Source organism: Cohnella mopanensis, from assembly GCF_022352055.1.
Taxonomy (GTDB): domain Bacteria; phylum Bacillota; class Bacilli; order Paenibacillales; family Paenibacillaceae; genus Cohnella; species Cohnella mopanensis.
In genome coordinates, this window is sequence record NZ_JAKRWM010000004.1 from 250,938 (window position 1) to 267,066 (window position 16,129).

General features: G+C 49.3%; 18 protein-coding genes and 1 riboswitch. Of the genes, 12 read left to right on the forward strand and 6 right to left on the reverse strand.

From position 1 onward, the window contains the following. Positions 1–83: 83 nt before the first annotated feature. The 3 genes from csaA to L3D05_RS08500 are packed head-to-tail and all read left to right on the forward strand — an operon-like array spanning position 84 to position 2,408. The gene (gene csaA / locus L3D05_RS08490) at positions 84–413 is read left to right on the forward strand and encodes a chaperone CsaA (protein WP_239615598.1); all 330 of its coding nucleotides are present in this window, start codon (positions 84–86) and stop codon (positions 411–413) included. 25 nt (positions 414–438) lie between these two features. Next, positions 439–1,461: a redoxin domain-containing protein gene (locus L3D05_RS08495; RefSeq protein WP_239615599.1), complete on the forward strand. Its 1,023-nt coding sequence runs from the start codon at positions 439–441 to the stop codon at positions 1,459–1,461. 20 nt (positions 1,462–1,481) lie between these two features. Further along, on the forward strand, positions 1,482–2,408 hold the full coding sequence (locus L3D05_RS08500) for a methyl-accepting chemotaxis protein (RefSeq protein ID WP_239615600.1): 927 nt from the start codon (positions 1,482–1,484) through the stop codon (positions 2,406–2,408). A gap of 69 nt (positions 2,409–2,477) precedes the next feature. Here L3D05_RS08500 and L3D05_RS08505 read toward each other — a convergent pair whose 3' ends face one another. The 4 genes from L3D05_RS08505 to L3D05_RS08520 are packed head-to-tail and all read right to left on the reverse strand — an operon-like array spanning position 2,478 to position 5,113. Continuing rightward, positions 2,478–3,320, reverse strand: a complete 843-nt coding sequence (locus L3D05_RS08505) for an energy-coupling factor ABC transporter ATP-binding protein (protein WP_239615601.1) — start codon at positions 3,318–3,320, stop codon at positions 2,478–2,480. Positions 3,321–3,322: 2 nt separating this feature from the next. Further along, a complete protein-coding gene (gene cbiQ, locus L3D05_RS08510) occupies positions 3,323–4,066 on the reverse strand; it encodes a cobalt ECF transporter T component CbiQ (protein ID WP_239615602.1) in 744 nt (247 codons plus the stop codon). Then, on the reverse strand, positions 4,059–4,349 hold the full coding sequence (locus L3D05_RS08515; protein ID WP_239615603.1) for an energy-coupling factor ABC transporter substrate-binding protein: 291 nt from the start codon (positions 4,347–4,349) through the stop codon (positions 4,059–4,061). The genes cbiQ and L3D05_RS08515 overlap by 8 nt, the downstream gene beginning before the upstream one ends. Then, complete coding sequence (locus tag L3D05_RS08520; protein ID WP_239615604.1) at positions 4,346–5,113, reverse strand: energy-coupling factor ABC transporter permease; 768 nt, start codon at positions 5,111–5,113, stop codon at positions 4,346–4,348. Before L3D05_RS08520 ends, L3D05_RS08515 begins: the two co-directional genes overlap by 4 nt. 140 nt (positions 5,114–5,253) lie before the next feature. Next, a riboswitch (cobalamin riboswitch) is annotated at positions 5,254–5,441 on the reverse strand. 213 nt (positions 5,442–5,654) lie between these two features. On the opposite strand from L3D05_RS08520, the gene L3D05_RS08525 reads away from it, so the two are divergent. The 7 genes from L3D05_RS08525 to L3D05_RS08555 all read left to right on the forward strand — a co-directional run bounded on the left by L3D05_RS08525 (position 5,655) and on the right by L3D05_RS08555 (position 12,146). After that, on the forward strand, positions 5,655–7,880 hold the full coding sequence (locus tag L3D05_RS08525) for a PAS domain S-box protein (RefSeq protein ID WP_239615605.1): 2,226 nt from the start codon (positions 5,655–5,657) through the stop codon (positions 7,878–7,880). Positions 7,881–7,914: 34 nt separating this feature from the next. Next, positions 7,915–8,574, forward strand: a complete 660-nt coding sequence (locus tag L3D05_RS08530) for a response regulator transcription factor (RefSeq protein WP_239615606.1) — start codon at positions 7,915–7,917, stop codon at positions 8,572–8,574. Between the two features lie 208 nt (positions 8,575–8,782). Continuing rightward, positions 8,783–9,235 (forward strand): chemotaxis protein CheX, encoded by a 453-nt coding sequence (locus tag L3D05_RS08535; RefSeq protein WP_239615607.1) that lies wholly within the window; start codon positions 8,783–8,785, stop codon positions 9,233–9,235. Positions 9,236–9,248: 13 nt separating this feature from the next. Then, positions 9,249–9,608 carry a response regulator gene (locus L3D05_RS08540; RefSeq protein ID WP_239615608.1) on the forward strand — a complete coding sequence of 120 codons (360 nt, stop codon included), beginning with the start codon at positions 9,249–9,251 and terminating at the stop codon, positions 9,606–9,608. 37 nt (positions 9,609–9,645) lie between these two features. Next, positions 9,646–11,241, forward strand: coding sequence for a methyl-accepting chemotaxis protein (locus L3D05_RS08545; protein WP_239615609.1), 1,596 nt, complete (start codon positions 9,646–9,648; stop codon positions 11,239–11,241). A 10-nt stretch (positions 11,242–11,251) separates the two neighbouring features. Next, complete coding sequence (locus tag L3D05_RS08550) at positions 11,252–11,677, forward strand: chemotaxis protein CheW (protein WP_239615610.1); 426 nt, start codon at positions 11,252–11,254, stop codon at positions 11,675–11,677. Positions 11,678–11,861: 184 nt separating this feature from the next. Next, positions 11,862–12,146: a helix-turn-helix transcriptional regulator gene (locus L3D05_RS08555; RefSeq protein WP_239615611.1), complete on the forward strand. Its 285-nt coding sequence runs from the start codon at positions 11,862–11,864 to the stop codon at positions 12,144–12,146. Between the two features lie 100 nt (positions 12,147–12,246). Here L3D05_RS08555 and L3D05_RS08560 read toward each other — a convergent pair whose 3' ends face one another. Then, the gene (locus tag L3D05_RS08560; RefSeq protein ID WP_369417960.1) at positions 12,247–12,801 is read right to left on the reverse strand and encodes a pyridoxamine 5'-phosphate oxidase family protein; all 555 of its coding nucleotides are present in this window, start codon (positions 12,799–12,801) and stop codon (positions 12,247–12,249) included. Between the two features lie 106 nt (positions 12,802–12,907). On the opposite strand from L3D05_RS08560, the gene pdxR reads away from it, so the two are divergent. Continuing rightward, positions 12,908–14,320, forward strand: coding sequence for a MocR-like pyridoxine biosynthesis transcription factor PdxR (gene pdxR, locus L3D05_RS08565; protein WP_239615612.1), 1,413 nt, complete (start codon positions 12,908–12,910; stop codon positions 14,318–14,320). Positions 14,321–14,385: 65 nt separating this feature from the next. Next, entirely contained in the window at positions 14,386–14,871 is a 486-nt protein-coding gene (gene greA / locus L3D05_RS08570) for a transcription elongation factor GreA (RefSeq protein ID WP_239615613.1), read from the forward strand. Between the two features lie 152 nt (positions 14,872–15,023). On the opposite strand, the gene L3D05_RS08575 is transcribed toward greA, so the two are convergent. Next, a complete protein-coding gene (locus tag L3D05_RS08575; protein WP_239615614.1) occupies positions 15,024–15,905 on the reverse strand; it encodes a pirin family protein in 882 nt (293 codons plus the stop codon). Positions 15,906–16,129: the final 224 nt, after the last annotated feature.

Here is a 16,129-nt window from a genome sequence, read left to right on the forward strand (position 1 = left end):
GTACGTCAGAGGCTTTACTATATTATACATGCGAATCAGCGGATCGCCATTATATTCACGATTCGCAATTGGAGGAATTAATTATGGCTACAATAGATGATTTTGCCGCTTTAGATATACGTATAGGTACAATCTTAGAGTCGGAGCCATTCCCCGAAGCAAGGAAACCGGCGATCAAGCTACGAATTGATTTTGGGTCTCTCGGAGTTCTGGCTTCATCGGCGCAAATTACGAATAGATACGCGCCCGAGTCTTTGATCGGCAAACAAGTTGCAGCCGTGGTGAATTTCCCGCCGAGGCGCATCGCGGGGTTCAAGTCCGAGGTGCTCGTGCTCGGAGCCGTACCGGAGGAAGGGGATGTCGTACTGCTGCAGCCGGAACAACCGGTGGCCAACGGTACGCCTATCGCGTAAGGATGGATTCGGAGGAGGAAGCCCTATGTCGCTACCGAATTTGCAAGTAGGCACGTTCGTTCTTAATATCGAGTTGCTCGTATATTTGATAGCCGGCATGTCAGGCGTGCTTGCGGTACATTACAGGCAACGCCGGCACCCGGATCGGGAACGAATCGTTTCCGATGCTTGGAACTCCGTGTTCCTATGGGTAGCCGTATGGAAGGGGAGCTTATTTCTATTCGATCCGGCTAGCGTGATCGACCATCCGCTTTCCTTGCTGTTTTTTAGCGGGGGGACAAAGGGGATTTGGCTGGCATCGATTGTCGTTGTCCTGTTTGTGGGATTGCGCCACTTTAGAAGACTCGGTACCGGTCAAACCGCGGCGGTCATCGCGACATGGGGAGCGGGATGGGCGACGGCGACGTCATTAGCTTTCGTTCTGCTCTCTGATTCGGCGGGGATTGCTACGTACTTGGTGCTCGTGTTTTCCGGTGCCGTGCTGACCGTGCTGCTCAGCCCATCTCCGCGATATGCGGTGCAGGCTTTCTTAGTCCTATTCGTGGCAACGATGGTGGTATACACTGTAAGAGAGGGAGTAGGTTCGACAGAGGAAAGAACGGCGGGAGGAGCCGAAATCGGCATTCGCAAGGACCAGCAAGCTCCAGATTTCCAACTGACGGATCTCGAAGGAAATCGGGTTAAGCTGTCCGACTATCGGGGCCAAACGGTGCTGATGAATTTCTGGGCGACTTGGTGTCGGGTATGCCAAGCGGAGATGCCTCATGTGGAGAGGCTCTATCAGAAGTACAAAGACGATGGCGTCGTGGTCTTGTCCGTTAACGCGACGAGTCAGGAAAGCAACGCTCAGCATGTGCGGCAGTATACGGACAAGCAAAGCTTGAGCTTTCCCGTCGTATTGGACGAGAAGGGCGCCGTTCTGAAGCAATATAAGGTGAGCGCCTATCCGACGACATATGTTATCTCTCCCTCGGGCGTAATCGAAGAGCGTTATCTAGGAGCATTTAGTTACGAAGATATGAAAAAGGCGATTCGCATATCCGAGTAGGACAGAGGGAGATTGGCTAAATGAGTCAACTAAGCGCTATCCGCAATAATAGCACCCAAGTACTGGGGAAAGACTCCGTCTTGGCGGCGATCGAACGTTCGCTCGCCTTGATCGAATTCGATTTGCAAGGGAACGTGTTATGGGCGAACGATAATTTCGCGCGGGCTATGGGCTATGATGCAGCCGAGATGATCGGTTTGCGACACCGGCAATTCTGTAAACCGGAATTCGCGAATAGCGAATCGTACGCGGAATTGTGGCAAGGATTCCGGAATGGGAAAGCTTTTCAGGAGAAGCTGGAGAGGGTCGCCAAGGACGGACGGATTCTTTACCTTGAAGCTACGTATACCCCCATCCGGGACGATGATGGCCAAGTGATCGCGGTACTTAAGGTGGCAACGGATATTACGGCAAGGGAGCACGCGGCTAATAAAGTTTCGAGCGAATTGCTAGGAATGGCAGAAGGCCTCTTGAAGCGGGCGGAAGATGGGGTGGCCCGGAGCCGTGAAGCGGCATCGGCATTCGAGCGAGTCGTGGAGGAGTCCAACTCTAACATGCAATCGCTTCAGTCTTTGGAGCGTCAGGCTTCTTCAGTCAAAGGAATCGTGAAAGGCATTCGCGAAATCGCGGCGCAGACCAATCTGTTAGCCTTGAACGCAGCGATCGAAGCGGCTCATGCGGGCGAATACGGTCGCGGATTCAACGTCGTTGCGGATGAGGTTCGCAAGCTTGCCGGCCAAGTACAGGATGCCACCATAGAAGTGAACACGTTCGTCGAAGGAATCGCCACCTACGTGCACGAGATTGGGACCGGAACTGTTCACACGCAGACCATGATCACGGAGAGCCGACGCCGGATCGAGCAAGCGGTAGACGAATTCGTCGGGATCGGCGAAGCCGCGAAACAACTGGACGTGCAGGCTAAAGCGCTAGGGGATCTACTTTAAATACCTACGCGAACGGCAAAAGCGATGGCGCAGAAGCACCCTCCTCTGCGCCATCGCTTTTTTTAACGTTCATATTAAGGCCGGTAACTCTTTTAGCAGGCTTCTTAGAGAATCCATCGTCCTAGGAGGCACGGAATCTCTACGGATAGAGTACGGAAGGGCATGCCACACCTCGTAAAGAATAGGTAAGTCCAATCCCAGCGAACGAATTCGTTGTTCTTGGGCGAACACTTCGCCGGGCAAGCCTTCCATCACGCACTGGCCTCTATCCATGACAAGTATCCAATCCGCCCAAGAATAGGCTAGGTTCATGTCATGCGTGGCCATCGCGACGGTTATCCCTTGCGCATGTACCCGATTTAACTGTTCAATAAGCTGAAGCTCGGACTGACGATCCAAGTATGCGGTCGGCTCGTCCAATAGCAGCAGCTCCGGTTCCAACACCAGCACGCCGGCAAGGGCTACCCTCTTCTTCAGGCCAAGGCTCAACTGGTGCATCGGTGTTTGAGCCCATGTTTGAAGCCCCATGGCAGCTAGCGACTGCTCCGCGCGACGCCGGATTTCCTCCTCCGGAAGCCCGGCATTGCGCAGTCCATACGAAACGTCCTCATAGGGCGTGTTTAGGATCAATTGCTGCTCGGGATCCTGGAAGACAAGCCCGATTTTCCTCCGCAGCTCTCGCAGATCGCTTCCGGAGTATCCGATGTTTGCGCCTTTCCACCTAACATGTCCGGCGACAGGACGATGGATTCCGATCGCGTGGAGGAATAACGTCGATTTGCCCGAACCGTTATGGCCGCAGATCGCGGTTCTTCTGCCTTGGGGTACGGCCAAGCTCAATCCTCGCAAAGCCTCGTTCTTCGTACCGGGATAGCTGTAATGAACTTTCTCTACTTCCAATATGGAATCCATCCCTATACCCCCCAACGCAGCCAACTATCCGTTAGCAGTAAAATAATAATCCCCATCCCGATCTCTAATCGGTATCGATGGGCTAATGGCGCCGCTTCGTAAGGAGCCAAGCGAATCTCGTCGGTAAAGCCTCTAGAGATTAGACCATTCGATAGCCCCTTATATCGGTGCATGGATTTAATGAATAATCGGACAATCAAAATGGCCATATCGCGTAGCTTGTTTCGAAATCCGTTATGTCCTCCTCGCGCTTTCTGAGCAACGTACATTTCTTGCGCGGTGTCCATAAATAGGAACAGAAACCGATATGTAATCAACATAAGCTCCAACACAAGAGAGGGAATCTTCAGCTTAGTCATTACCTGCAGCAATTGTTGGAAGGGAGTCGTTAAGATCAGGAAGAACATAACGGACAAGCAAGCGAGCATACGGCAGAACAAATAACCAGCGGAATCTATGCCCCTCTGGGATAGGAATACGGTCCAGGGCTTAATCTCAATGATGAGGGCCGGAAGGCTGGCAATGAAGAACAAGCAGGAACCTCCGAGCAGCAGCAAAGCATGCTTGGCGGGAATCTTCGCATGCCAGGTTATCCAGATGAGCATCCAGACGACGATCATCAATTGAACCGGGGGCTGCGTTAAATAGGCAAGCAGGAACAAAATCGCTGCGAAGCCGCATTTCCACAAGGGGGATGCGGAACGCAGCGCGTTGCCGTAAGAGAGCGAGTCAATCAGCTTAAGCATCGTCGTTCGGCTTTTTACGTGATTTTCCTTTGAAGTAACCGATAACGTATCCGATAACACCTGCGCCAATGGCCGCTTGCAGTGCGAATAGCATGCTCTCGGTCTCGGCAGGAAGCTCGAAGAAGGAGGAGAACCAAGGCACGTATGTAGGATGAATTTCTTGGATTAGCGCTTCGGCGGCATTATCTGCTCCTCCGAATTCGCCATTGACCACAATCAAGGGAACAACAGCGAGCAGAACGACGCCGATAAGTAGCAGAATGTTTCTCGTAGCTAATTTCATGCAGTTTCAGCTCCTTTCATTTTGCGTTGAAGAATCGACAATTCATCCGTGCTATGGGATTTCAGCCAGCCCCAGATCAAGACGGTGAGCAACCCTTCGCTAATCGCGAGAGGAATTTGCGTAACGGCGAAGATGCCTCCGAATTTCAAGAACGAAGCGATGAAACCGCCGCTCTCGGATGGAAAAGCAAGCGCGAGTTGCACTGAGGTAACAACATAGGTAGAGAGGTCGGCAAGCGCCGCAGCGCAGAAAATCGCAAGATTCTGCCTGCCAGTGGCCTTCATCAACCACTTATACACGAAATAACCAATGATCGGACCGCAGACGGCCATGGAGAAAGCGTTGGCGCCGAGCGTAGTAATTCCGCCATGGGCGAGAAGAACGGCTTGGAAAAGAAGGACAATGGAGCCCAGCACGCTCATCGGAAGCGGTCCGAACATGACTGATCCGAGGCCTGTCCCGGTCGGGTGCGAGCTGCTGCCGGTAACGGAAGGGATTTTCAAAGCGGATAGCACGAAGGTGAAAGCTGCGGCTAATCCCAGCATCAGCTTAAGCTCGGGAGTTTCCTTGGTGATTTTCCTAAGCGCTCTCAAGCCGAATACGAAGAACGGAATAAAAGCTACCCACCAGAAGACAGCCCAGCCGACAGGGAGGAAACCCTCCATAATGTGCATGGCATACGCCGATTGAGGCTCATTGATTAGAAAATACCCAACGAGCCCAAGGACAACTAGCAATAATCGAATACTCTGACTTGCTTTCATGCGATTTTCCTCCTTAACAATGTTTAACGCATAACAAAAAAGACCGATCCGTGGGGATGGTCTAGGGGTACGCAGCAAAAGACAACAAGCCCTACCGTTGTCAGTTGAATATACGCACACCTCTCCTCTCCGCGAAGGAATAGGGTGTAATCGATTAGGTAGGTCTCCTGGCTCTCGGATCGGCATTGCCTCCGTCTTCCCCGGCCCAAGGGCCGAGTGACATAGTGGAGGAAACTCCCCGATTACAGTGGCGGGACCGCTCGGGATTTGCACCCGATTCCCTGTTACCCCTTGATACAACAAGGGCACCTCATCGATAACATATGATTTTTACTAAAGCTTATTCTAACAGATAACGTCTTCCATTTGTAAGTATTTTAATCCCTGTCCGACCTAGTCTAACGATATGAGATTCCGCATTCTATTAGTACTAATTTTTATATGAAGGAAAGCAGACGATAAGGTCGAATTATGTAAAGGTCAGAAGGGGCTAGCACAATGACTCTACTAGGTTCAGGCATAAGGAGAAGATGGCCGCGGAATGAGTTCAATCGACAGCGTAGATATAGCCGACCGAAAGCAATTAGAGAATCAGAACAGACTGTTCGAACAGATGATCAATATGATAGATGCGGCAATCTGGTCGTATCATTTACTCACCCATACATTCGTTTGCGCATTCGAAGCATTGACTAGAATGACCGGATATCCGATAGATAGGTTTAGAGATGTGGACGGCTGGATGAATTGTGTATATCCTGACGATTTACCGTTATTTAGAATGTTGTGGGCAAACATACGAAGAGGGATTCCAGACCATAGCGAATACCGGATTTGGCATGCGAACGGAGAGATTCGCTGGGTCCATGTGGGAGTTATTCCTAACGAGGACGAGCGGGGAGAAATCACTCGATTCGAAGGGTTCATTATCGATATCACGGCAAGAAAAACGATGGAGCATGAGCTGCAACGAAGCGAGCAGCGGTACAAATCGTTATTCGAATACAATCTCGATGTCATTTGCGAATTGGATCTGCACGGAAACGTGGTAGATATTAATCCCTCGGCCGAGAGAATAACCGGAGAACGGCTGCTAGGCGAGGGGGCCGATTTCTCGATGGATGAAGTATTCGGAGATGATAATATACAGCTAATGACGAAGTATTTCGAGATGGCTTTGCAAGGCAACTCCGAAGCGTTCGAAATGACGTCGCGCCATAAGAATGGCAATAGGTTTCATTGGGAAATGAAGCTCATCCCGATCTTCGTCAATAACCGCGCCGAGGGCGCATTCGTCATCTGTAAAGATATTACGGCTAAGAAGAACATCGAGCAGGAGCTGGCTAATCGAGATGCACAATATCGGTTAATAACCGATAACATGACGGATATAATGGGCATGCTCGATCTTCAAGGGAACATCTTGTTTGCATCTCCCTCCTGCGGGAAAGTGTTGGGGTTTGCAGAGGATTCCTTTAGCGGCAAAAATCTATCGAATTATATTCATCCCGAGGACAGGGAAACATTGAACAGTGAAATCCGCAAGCTTATTGAGACGAAGAACGATAGACTGATGCGCTATCGGATTCCTCATGCGGACGGCACGACGATCTATCTTGAAACTCTAAGTACTCCCGTTTTCTGTAATGAAGGGGAAGTCATCAGCGTTATCGCCCTGGGAAGGGATATTACGGAGAAAGTAAAGATCGAGAAGAAGCTGATCGAAAGCGAGCTTCGGCATTGCCGCCTGTTAACGAGCTTGGATCAATTTTCACTTGATCTATTCGGGGTTATGAAAGTGAGCCAGCTAGAGCGGCGCCTGGTAAGAGAAGTTCGGGAAATTATGAAAGCCAGCCGGGTCTGCTTAAGAGAGGTAGAAAACAATAACGATAGATTATGCGAAATTATAGAGACGGATGAGGGGTACTACTTAAAAATCGGGGAGATTAGAAGTAAGAGCTACTTGCTCTGTATCGACGAGAAACCGTCGACGTTACAAATAGAGACGCAGAGAGTATGGCTGCAGACGATTGCCCGATATGTCAGCGTTCTATTCGATAATTTCTTATTAATAGAAGACTTAAGCAGGGAGTTGGAACAGAGCGCAGCGAAGCAAGTGGCGCCAACGTGGCTACTCCGGCTGCTGTTTAATGTATCCGAGAACGAGCGCAAGCGTCTGTCGCAGGATTTGCACGACGCGGCGTTACAAGAGCAAATTATTTGGTATCGTAAGCTGGACCTTCTTATGATGGATGAATCCATGACTGGGAACGTTCGGGAACAATTGGGACAAATTGCCGAGGGCTTATTGGACGTCATCTATCAAATTCGTCTCACCTGTAATGAATTAAGACCTCCTTTGTTAAAAGAAGAAGGTCTGACATCGTCGCTGCAAGCGTTGTTTGATTTTACGCAATTGCGCACGAACTATGCTATCCGATTCGACACGGTTGAATATAATCATAGAATTAGCGATGAGCAGTTAATTGGCCTCTATCGGATTGTGCAAGAGTTGCTGGCGAATGCCACGAAGCATTCTCAGGCAACGGAAGTTCGACTCTCATTGTCGAGTTTGCCCGATCGTATTCATCTGGTTTATGAAGACAACGGAATTGGAATGGACATTAGGACGACGATCGACTCTTACCATACAATGGGTATTTATGGAATGAAGGAGAGAGTGCGGAGTATGGATGGGACTATCGAATTCAGCTCGTCGGCTAATAACGGGCTGGCGGTTTTCATTACTATCCCCACTCGGGAATAAGGCAGAGTGAATAACTTCTCGAGGAGTAGACAGCATGATTCATATTCTGTTAGTGGACGACCATCCATCGGTTATGGAAGGGACTAGAATGATTCTGGAACAGGAAGGCGATATGAGTGTATCGATAGCCAATTCGGTCGAGGCGGCATTGGAGAAAATCGATGCCCAACTGTATGATGCTATGCTATTCGACCTGCATATCGGGGAAGTTAACGGGATCGATCTAGCTAAGAAGGTGTTAAGAATGAGGCCTGATGCTATCATTCTTATCTATACGGGCTTTGAATTTAATAATCATTTTAACTTAATGATCGAAGCCGGGATAAGCGGCTTTATCCTCAAGACCTCGAATAGCGAGCAACTCGTAACCGCTGTAAGGTGCGCGTTGCGGGGAGAAGCCGTCTTGCCGATCTCGTTGGTGAAGCAATTGCGAAGAGCAAAGCTACAGACGTTGGAGACGAAGGATTGGAAACAAGCGGCACTGGCGATCAGCAATAAGGAATACGAAATACTGAAGGAAATTGCCAAAGGAAAGAGCAATAAGGTAATTGCCGAGCTCGCTCTGATGAGCCAACGTTCACTGGAATATTGCTTAACGAATCTATTTAGCAAGTTAAACGTGAAATCCAGAGTCGAAGCGGCGCTCAAAGCGAAACAAATGGGATTTTTGACGGATGCGGACTTTATTCAATGACTAGAACAACCGTAGAATTTCGATAGGAACTTGGAACCCATTTGCAATCTCCGGCGAATGGGTTTTTTCTTGCGCGCCTATGCAGGGTTCCGCAAAAGAAATGCGTGAGCACGCCATATATTTTCGGTTACCAATAGGTATGGCGAGCTTATGATCAAGCTAGTCCTTAAGAATTATGAACCGATCATAGCTAGTAAGGAGGGTACAGATGAGCAGTCAGGAAGGCGTTAGAGATTTGGTGAACAGCGCTGTGGAATCGTTAAGTCAGGTTATCCCGAGGGTAACGCAGATTTATCCGCCCAAAGCCTTTCAGCAAACGGAAACACAGATTGAGATGAGCGTACTGATCGGCATTACTGGAGAAGTGTCGGGCCGAATCGTGCTTGAAGGAGAATCCCCTGCCTTCAGCAAGTTAGGCGAGGCGATGTTCGGAATGCCCCTTGAAGGCGAGATGCTGCATAGCTGCGTGGGTGAAATCGCCAATATGATCGCAGGCAAAACTTCATCTATTCTTTTTCAAAAAGGGCATAAAATCGATATTACGCCTCCTACGGTCGTGGTGGGAAAGTTTCAGATGTTTGGATTCGAGAAGGGAATCTCGGTACTTGTACATATAGCCGATGTCGGTGAAGTGAATATGATTCTACTTTTACAACAATAGGGAGCGGTTTGCTATGGGAAACATTCTAGTCGTAGATGATGCGGCTTTTATGCGGATGATGATTAAGGATATTTTGCAGAAGGGCGGGCATACCGTCGTTGGCGAGGCCGGAGACGGGAGCGAAGCCATTACGAAGTACAAGGAATTACACCCGGACCTGGTCACGATGGACATCACGATGCCGGTCATGGAAGGAACAGAGGCCGTCAGACAGATTAAAGCAGCGTACCCGAAAGCTAAAATCATCATGTGCTCCGCAATGGGGCAACAGGGTATGGTCGTTCAGGCGATTCAAGCTGGAGCTTTGGATTTCATCGTAAAGCCGTTCCAAGCAGATCGTGTATTGGAGTCCGTGGAAAGAGCGCTTAAATAAATCTCGGGAAAATCTAGCGATGGTGGGGTGTTGGATCATGAAATGGTTCAGTAATAGGAAAACGGCGGTAAAGCTGACGACTGCGTTTACGGTATCTGCGATCTTATTGCTTTTTACGGGATTGTTCGGTCTGAATAACCTGGGTAAACTGGATCGATCTCTGGATAATATGTACGATTCGAACCTTGTGCCGATTAATGATCTGAGCTATGTTCAGACACTCTATCATAATATTAACGTCGACCTGAGAGATATGAACATCATAGCTAGAACCGTGGCGGAGAACAAGCAATTTAAGGAGCAAATTCTAGATCAAGTAAAAACGATAGAAACGCGAATTAACCAATTTAGTCAGAATAAGTTATCCGAATCGGAAAAGGATGACCTGGAGAAGTTTGCTCCTTTATGGGGAAAGTACAATGATTATTTGGACGAAGCGCTTCAAATGAACATGGATAATGTAAATACGGAGCAATTCACGGATTATTTGCTCAATAGCGGGTTTAAGGAAACGGGCGATAAGTTAGAGGAAATTGTAGTCGACCTTGTGCTTACCAACATTAAGATAGCGGGGGATGACCGTAAGGCTGCGGAACAACTATACGAATCCTCGCGATCCATTACAGTGGCGGTCATCATAGCGGCGCTGCTTATTAGCGTCGTATTCGGCTATGTGATCTCCCGAATGATCTCTCGGCCGTTAAATCGAATGGTACTGCTGGTGGACAAAGTAGCCAAAGGCGATTTAAGCGAAACGGCAGATATCGACACGAAGGATGAGATAGGGAAATTGGCAGTATCCGTTAACGCTATGGTGCTTAATCTAAGAGGGACCGTCGGCGGGATCCTGGCTTCCGCAGAAAGCCTATCTGCTGCTGCCCAGCAGATTTCGGCTAGCACGGAGGAGATTGCCAGCGGAAGCATGAGCCAAGCAAACTCCGCGCAACTGATGAATGAGCTGTTCCGGGAGCTTTCCGTAGCCATTAATTCCGTTGCGCGAAGCGCGGAGCAAGCGTCGGAGCTATCCAACCAAACGATGAACATCGCCCAAGACGGAGGTAAGGTCGTTCAGATTTCGGTTAACGGGATGTCTATTGTCAATGAGCAGATGTCAAAGCTCGAAGAGGATTCGAACAAGATCGGGGAAATTATCGAAGTCATCGACGACATTGCGGAACAGACGAACTTGCTTGCGTTGAACGCGGCTATAGAAGCAGCCCGTGCAGGCGATCAAGGCCGGGGATTCGCGGTTGTCGCGGACGAAGTAAGAAAGCTGGCCGAACGAAGCGGCGAGGCGACCAAGCAAATTACGAAAATTATTAAGGGGATGCAGAGCAACACCAAGATGAGCGTGAAAGCGGTGGAGGATGGCGTTATTGCGTCGCAGAAAACCGGCGAAGCTTTCGAACATATTATGGCGATGGTGAATGACAGCGCTCACAGAGTAGCGGAAATCGCCGCCGCGAGCGAACAACAGGCCGCTCAATCGTCCGAAGTATTCCTCTCCATCGAAAGCATATCGGCGGCCACGGAAGAAGCGGCGGCCAGCAGCGAGGAAACCGCTTCGACTGCCCAATCTCTCGCACAACTCGCGGAGGAGTTGAATAGCTCCGTATCTATTTTCAAGATATAGGGGGGAGAGCATGCAGGCAGCTTCATATGAACAATACATCGAATTCGACATAGAGCAAGAGCGATATGCGATTCCTATTCGAGATATTCATGAAATCATTAAAATTCAGGATATCACTCCGATCCCTAACGTGACGCCTTATGTTAAAGGCGTCATTAACCTTAGGGGCAAGATTGTTCCGGTCGTCAGCTTACGGCATATGTTACGATTTCAAGAGAAGGACTATTCCAGAACGACGCGAATTATCGTTGTTCATCATCTAGAGGATACCGTAGGAATTATCGTCGATCGCGTGAATCAAGTGACGAAGTTCTCGGACGTTCAACAGCCCCCTGAGAGGGTGGGGGGCATAGATGTCAATTATCTCGTAGGTATCGGAATAGCCCAAAATGGTCTAGTGGGGATTTTAAAGCTGGATGAAGTCTTGCTACACTAGCGATTTGCACGATCTGCAGACCCCGACTTACTGCTTAGGGATGAGTTTCCTAGTGAAAAGCCCACTTAATGACATAGAATATCCATTAAGAGCAAATAGTTAATTAACAATTTTATATTATGATTGTTAATTGTGGGGAACTCATCCTAAGTCTATCAAGTATAAATCGAGGTGTCTGTTTGTAATGCAGCACGAATCATCCTATTTATCGGACGTCGTTGCTCACTTTTCCAAGAGCTATGGTTTAACTGAAAGGGAACAAGAAGTCGTCTATTGCCTGTCGAAATACGGTTATAGCAACAGGCTGTTGGCGACCGAGCTATTCATTACGGAGAAAACGGTAAAAAACCATATGGCTAAAATTCAAGAAAAGACGAATACGTGCTCGACTAGAGAATTGTTTTCCATGGTCGTTTCCCAATTCATTATGCATCATATGAAGTCCGTGGAAGAGGCTGTTGCTTTATAAAAGTATTAAGGAAGTATGAGCGAGGCTCATCAGTTGAACGGCCAAAGGCACCCCGTCGGGGTGCCTTATTTTAATGAGGGAGGAAATAAACCGTCTATGCTTAATCCGGTTCATCATGCTGAGTCTTGCCCGCGTAGAACAGATGACCCTCTTGGGCTTCGTTTTCTTTGGCGGTAATGTCGGAGGCGGTTAACTTGTACACGGCGGTTTTGCTTCCTAACGAGGAAACGTATTTCTCGACGTGGCTCTTGGATAGGGGGTTATCGTAATATCCGGGCACGTATTTGTCCAACATGCCCTGCATGACGTCGGTTGCCTCCTCAAGATCGGCGACTAACGAGACGGATCCGAACACCATGACGCTCATATAGGCGGTGTCCGTGTCGGCGGGTATGACGTTGGTGACCGTGCCCCGATCTTCGCATACGGTAAAGCAAGCCAAGGCATTGCGCTGGAGTATAGTGACTTTTCTACCCTCGGCAGCGCCGTGGAAATAGATCGAGCCGTTCCGCCAGACGTAATTCAGCGGTATGACGTAAGGCACGTCTTGCGAAGATAGTCCGAGAAAGCCGGTTCGGGCTTGTTCCAGGAAAGCGTTGATTTTACGCAGGTCGTTACATTCCCTTTTGTACATTCGCAGGGGGTTCATTTTCATTCCCGTCCTCTCTCGCTGATGTGGTAAGATCATTCTAATAACAAACTGTCATAGTTGAAAGTGACAGATTTGAATTCATTCATAGGGACAGTTGGGGTGTGGGAAAATGATAGGACTATCTCCGATACTGGACAAACAAAGCGATATTCCAATCTATAAGCAACTATATAGCTATATCAAACAAGAGATTTTAACGGGAACCCTACGGGAAAATACCCGATTGCCCTCCCTTCGGCAGCTATCCGCTCACTTAATGCTTAGTAAGAACACGGTGGAAACGGCCTATCAGCAGCTACTTGCCGAAGGTTATTTGCAGAGCAGGCCGCGAAGCGGGTTGCGCGTGCTCCCTCTAGAGCGAATGACGCTGGTTAACGGTTCGGTTGCTTCAAGGAGCAAGGAGGAGTTGTCCCATTCCCGGTTGGATAAGCCGGGAGTTTTGTATGATTTTCAATATGGAAACGTCGAGCTGGCTAAGTTCCCGATGAAGGCATGGAAGAAGTGTCTGCTGGACGCGCTTGGTACCGAGGGATACGAGGTGCTCGGCTATGGCGATCCGCAAGGGAACGAGCAACTTCGCGAGGAGATTGCACTCTACTTATACCAGTTCCGAGGTGTCTCCTGCGCGCCGAACCAGATCTTCCTCGCGTCGGGTACGCAAATTGCGATTAGCCTGCTTTGCCAAGTATTGCCGTTGCCAAGTCGGGTGGGCATGGAGGATCCGGGCTATGACGGAGTCCGAACGGTGCTTATGAACCATGGGCGAGAGATCGTGCCGATCCCTCTGGAGTCCGACGGCTTAAACCTCGATGCCTTGCGACAGCAAGCCGTTCGTACGGTATACGTAACGCCGTCGCACCAGTTTCCGCTAGGAAGCGTGCTTCCCGTGCAGAAACGAAGCCAACTGCTGCAATGGGCATACGAGAACGAGGGCATGATCATCGAGGATGATTACGATAGCGAATTTCGTTATCAGGGGCAGCCTATTCCGGCGCTTAAGGCAATGGACGGCGGCGATCGGGTCATCTACTTAGGGACGTTCTCCAAATCCTTCTTTCCCGCCGTGCGCATGAGTTATATCGTATTGCCGGAAAAGCTTGCGGCTGTTTTCCGTCAAGGGATTCGTCCGTATAGCCAGTCCGTGTCGCCGCTGCTGCAGAAAGCGATGCTAAATTTCATGCGGGATGGCCATTACGAGCGGCACATTCGCAAGATGAGAAAGCTGTACCAAACCAAACACCAAATATTAATAAAATCCATCCATCATCACATGGGGGAACGGGTAGAGATCATAGGGCAGAAAGCCGGACTGCATCTATTGCTTGACGTGCATAATCGCGACAGCGGGGAATTAATCGCACGAGCGTTGGAGCGGGGCGTTAAAGCTTATTCGCCTATCCATCACTGGATGGATGCATCGTTATGTCCATCTTCGTATCTCATGCTAGGGTTCGGAGGGCTGAACGAAGGCCAAATCGAGGAAGGCGTAATTCGTATGAAGCAAGCCTGGTTCAGCGATTAAAGTGTACTTATAGGGAATATAGGTTAAAATGGGATACAGAAGAAAGCGAATGGGAGCTGTACATCATGTCTAATGTGAACGACGAAGTGATTCTTACCAAAGAAGGTTTAGCCAAGCTGCAAGCGGAGCTTGATGATCTTAAATATGTAAAGCGCAAGGAGCTCGCCGCCCGTATCAAGCTGGCGATCAGCTATGGCGATCTCAAGGAAAACAGCGAATACCACTCGGCTAAGAACGACCAATCATTCATGGAAACGAGAATTATCATACTCGAGAAAATGCTGAATAAAGCCAAAGTCGTCGATTCCGACGGGTTGGATCATTCTACGGTCAAAGTCGGAGCGGTCGTCGTCTTGAACGACCTCGAATACGCCGAGGAATTGGAATATCAGATTGTCGGCCCCGCCGAGGCGGACGTCATGGAGAACAAAATTTCCTACGAGAGCCCGCTCGGTAAAGAATTGGTCGGCAAGCAAGTAGGCGATATCATCAGTGTCGTCGCTCCCGTGGGAGTCGTTAAATACGAAGTACTCAAGATTAAGGGCTTATAAGAGAGAAGAGCTGTCCCAACAGGCGATCACAACCTGTCGAGGCAGCTCTTTTATTTGATCAACATCTTCGTCCGCAGTCCGGCAAAACCTGACTAGAGCGAGTCGAAGCCGCACATTCCACCCTGTAGTCCGGCAAAACCTGACTAGCCAAGTCAGAAGTCCGAGCTGCCCATTTTCCCCGATTGGAAGTCCTTGAAGGCTTCGACTAATTCCTCGCGGCTGTTCATCACGAAAGGTCCATGTTGGAAAACGGGTTCATTCAACGGTTGTCCGCTCAGCACGATAACGAGAGTGTCGTCGGATAGGCCTTCGATGAGAATCTCCCCGTCGGTATTCTCGAACAAAGTGAATTCCCCTTCGCCGGCGACTTTAGAGTCGTTGATTTTCGCCGATCCCTTGAGCACCAGCGCGGCTGTGTTGTGCGAGGAGGGCAGCTCGAATTGAGCTTTACCGTTCGCTTTAAGCGCGATATCGAAAAGGCTAATCGGGGTAAACGTTTGCGCGGGGCCCTTCACTCCGTTGTAATCGCCGGCGATGACTCTCACGCTTCCGCCGCCTTCCGGTAAATCGATCTTACCCATATCGCTCTTCAGCAGCTCTTGGTATTTCGGCGGATGCATCTTATGTTCGCGAGGCAAGTTCACCCACAGTTGGATCATCTGAAAGAGGCCGCCACGCTTGGAGAATTCCGGCTCATGATATTCTTTGTGCAGCAATCCGGAGCCGGCCGTCATCCATTGTACGTCTCCCGGACCGATAACCCCATGGTTACCATGGTTGTCGTGGTGTTCGATCCATCCCTCGTAAGCAATCGTTACCGTCTCGAAACCTCTATGCGGATGCGCTCCTACCCCTTTTACCGAGGCGGATGGCGGGAAAGTGTAAGGAGCGTTATAGTCCATTAATATAAAAGGGCTGAAGCGCTCGCCGAAATCGGTTCCCGACGGAAAGTAGTTGGATACGCGGAAACCGTCTCCGACCATGTGGAAAGGCGCTCCCGTATACGTTCCCTCTATTTTGCGAAATGTAGTCATTTTCACGAACTCCCTTCTTCTGATCAAATATCTTTATTTTATAAATCTTAAATTAAAGATAAATGAAAACAGAAAATAAGTCAACCCCTCATATAACAGAAACCAGAGCTAGAGCGCGTGGGCACCGGAGCATGGTCTGCTTCGGTGCTTTTTCACGGAAAGGATACGGGTTTCCTTGTTGCCATACTTTGTCCCATTTTGGTGTGACTGAAATCACAAGTAGG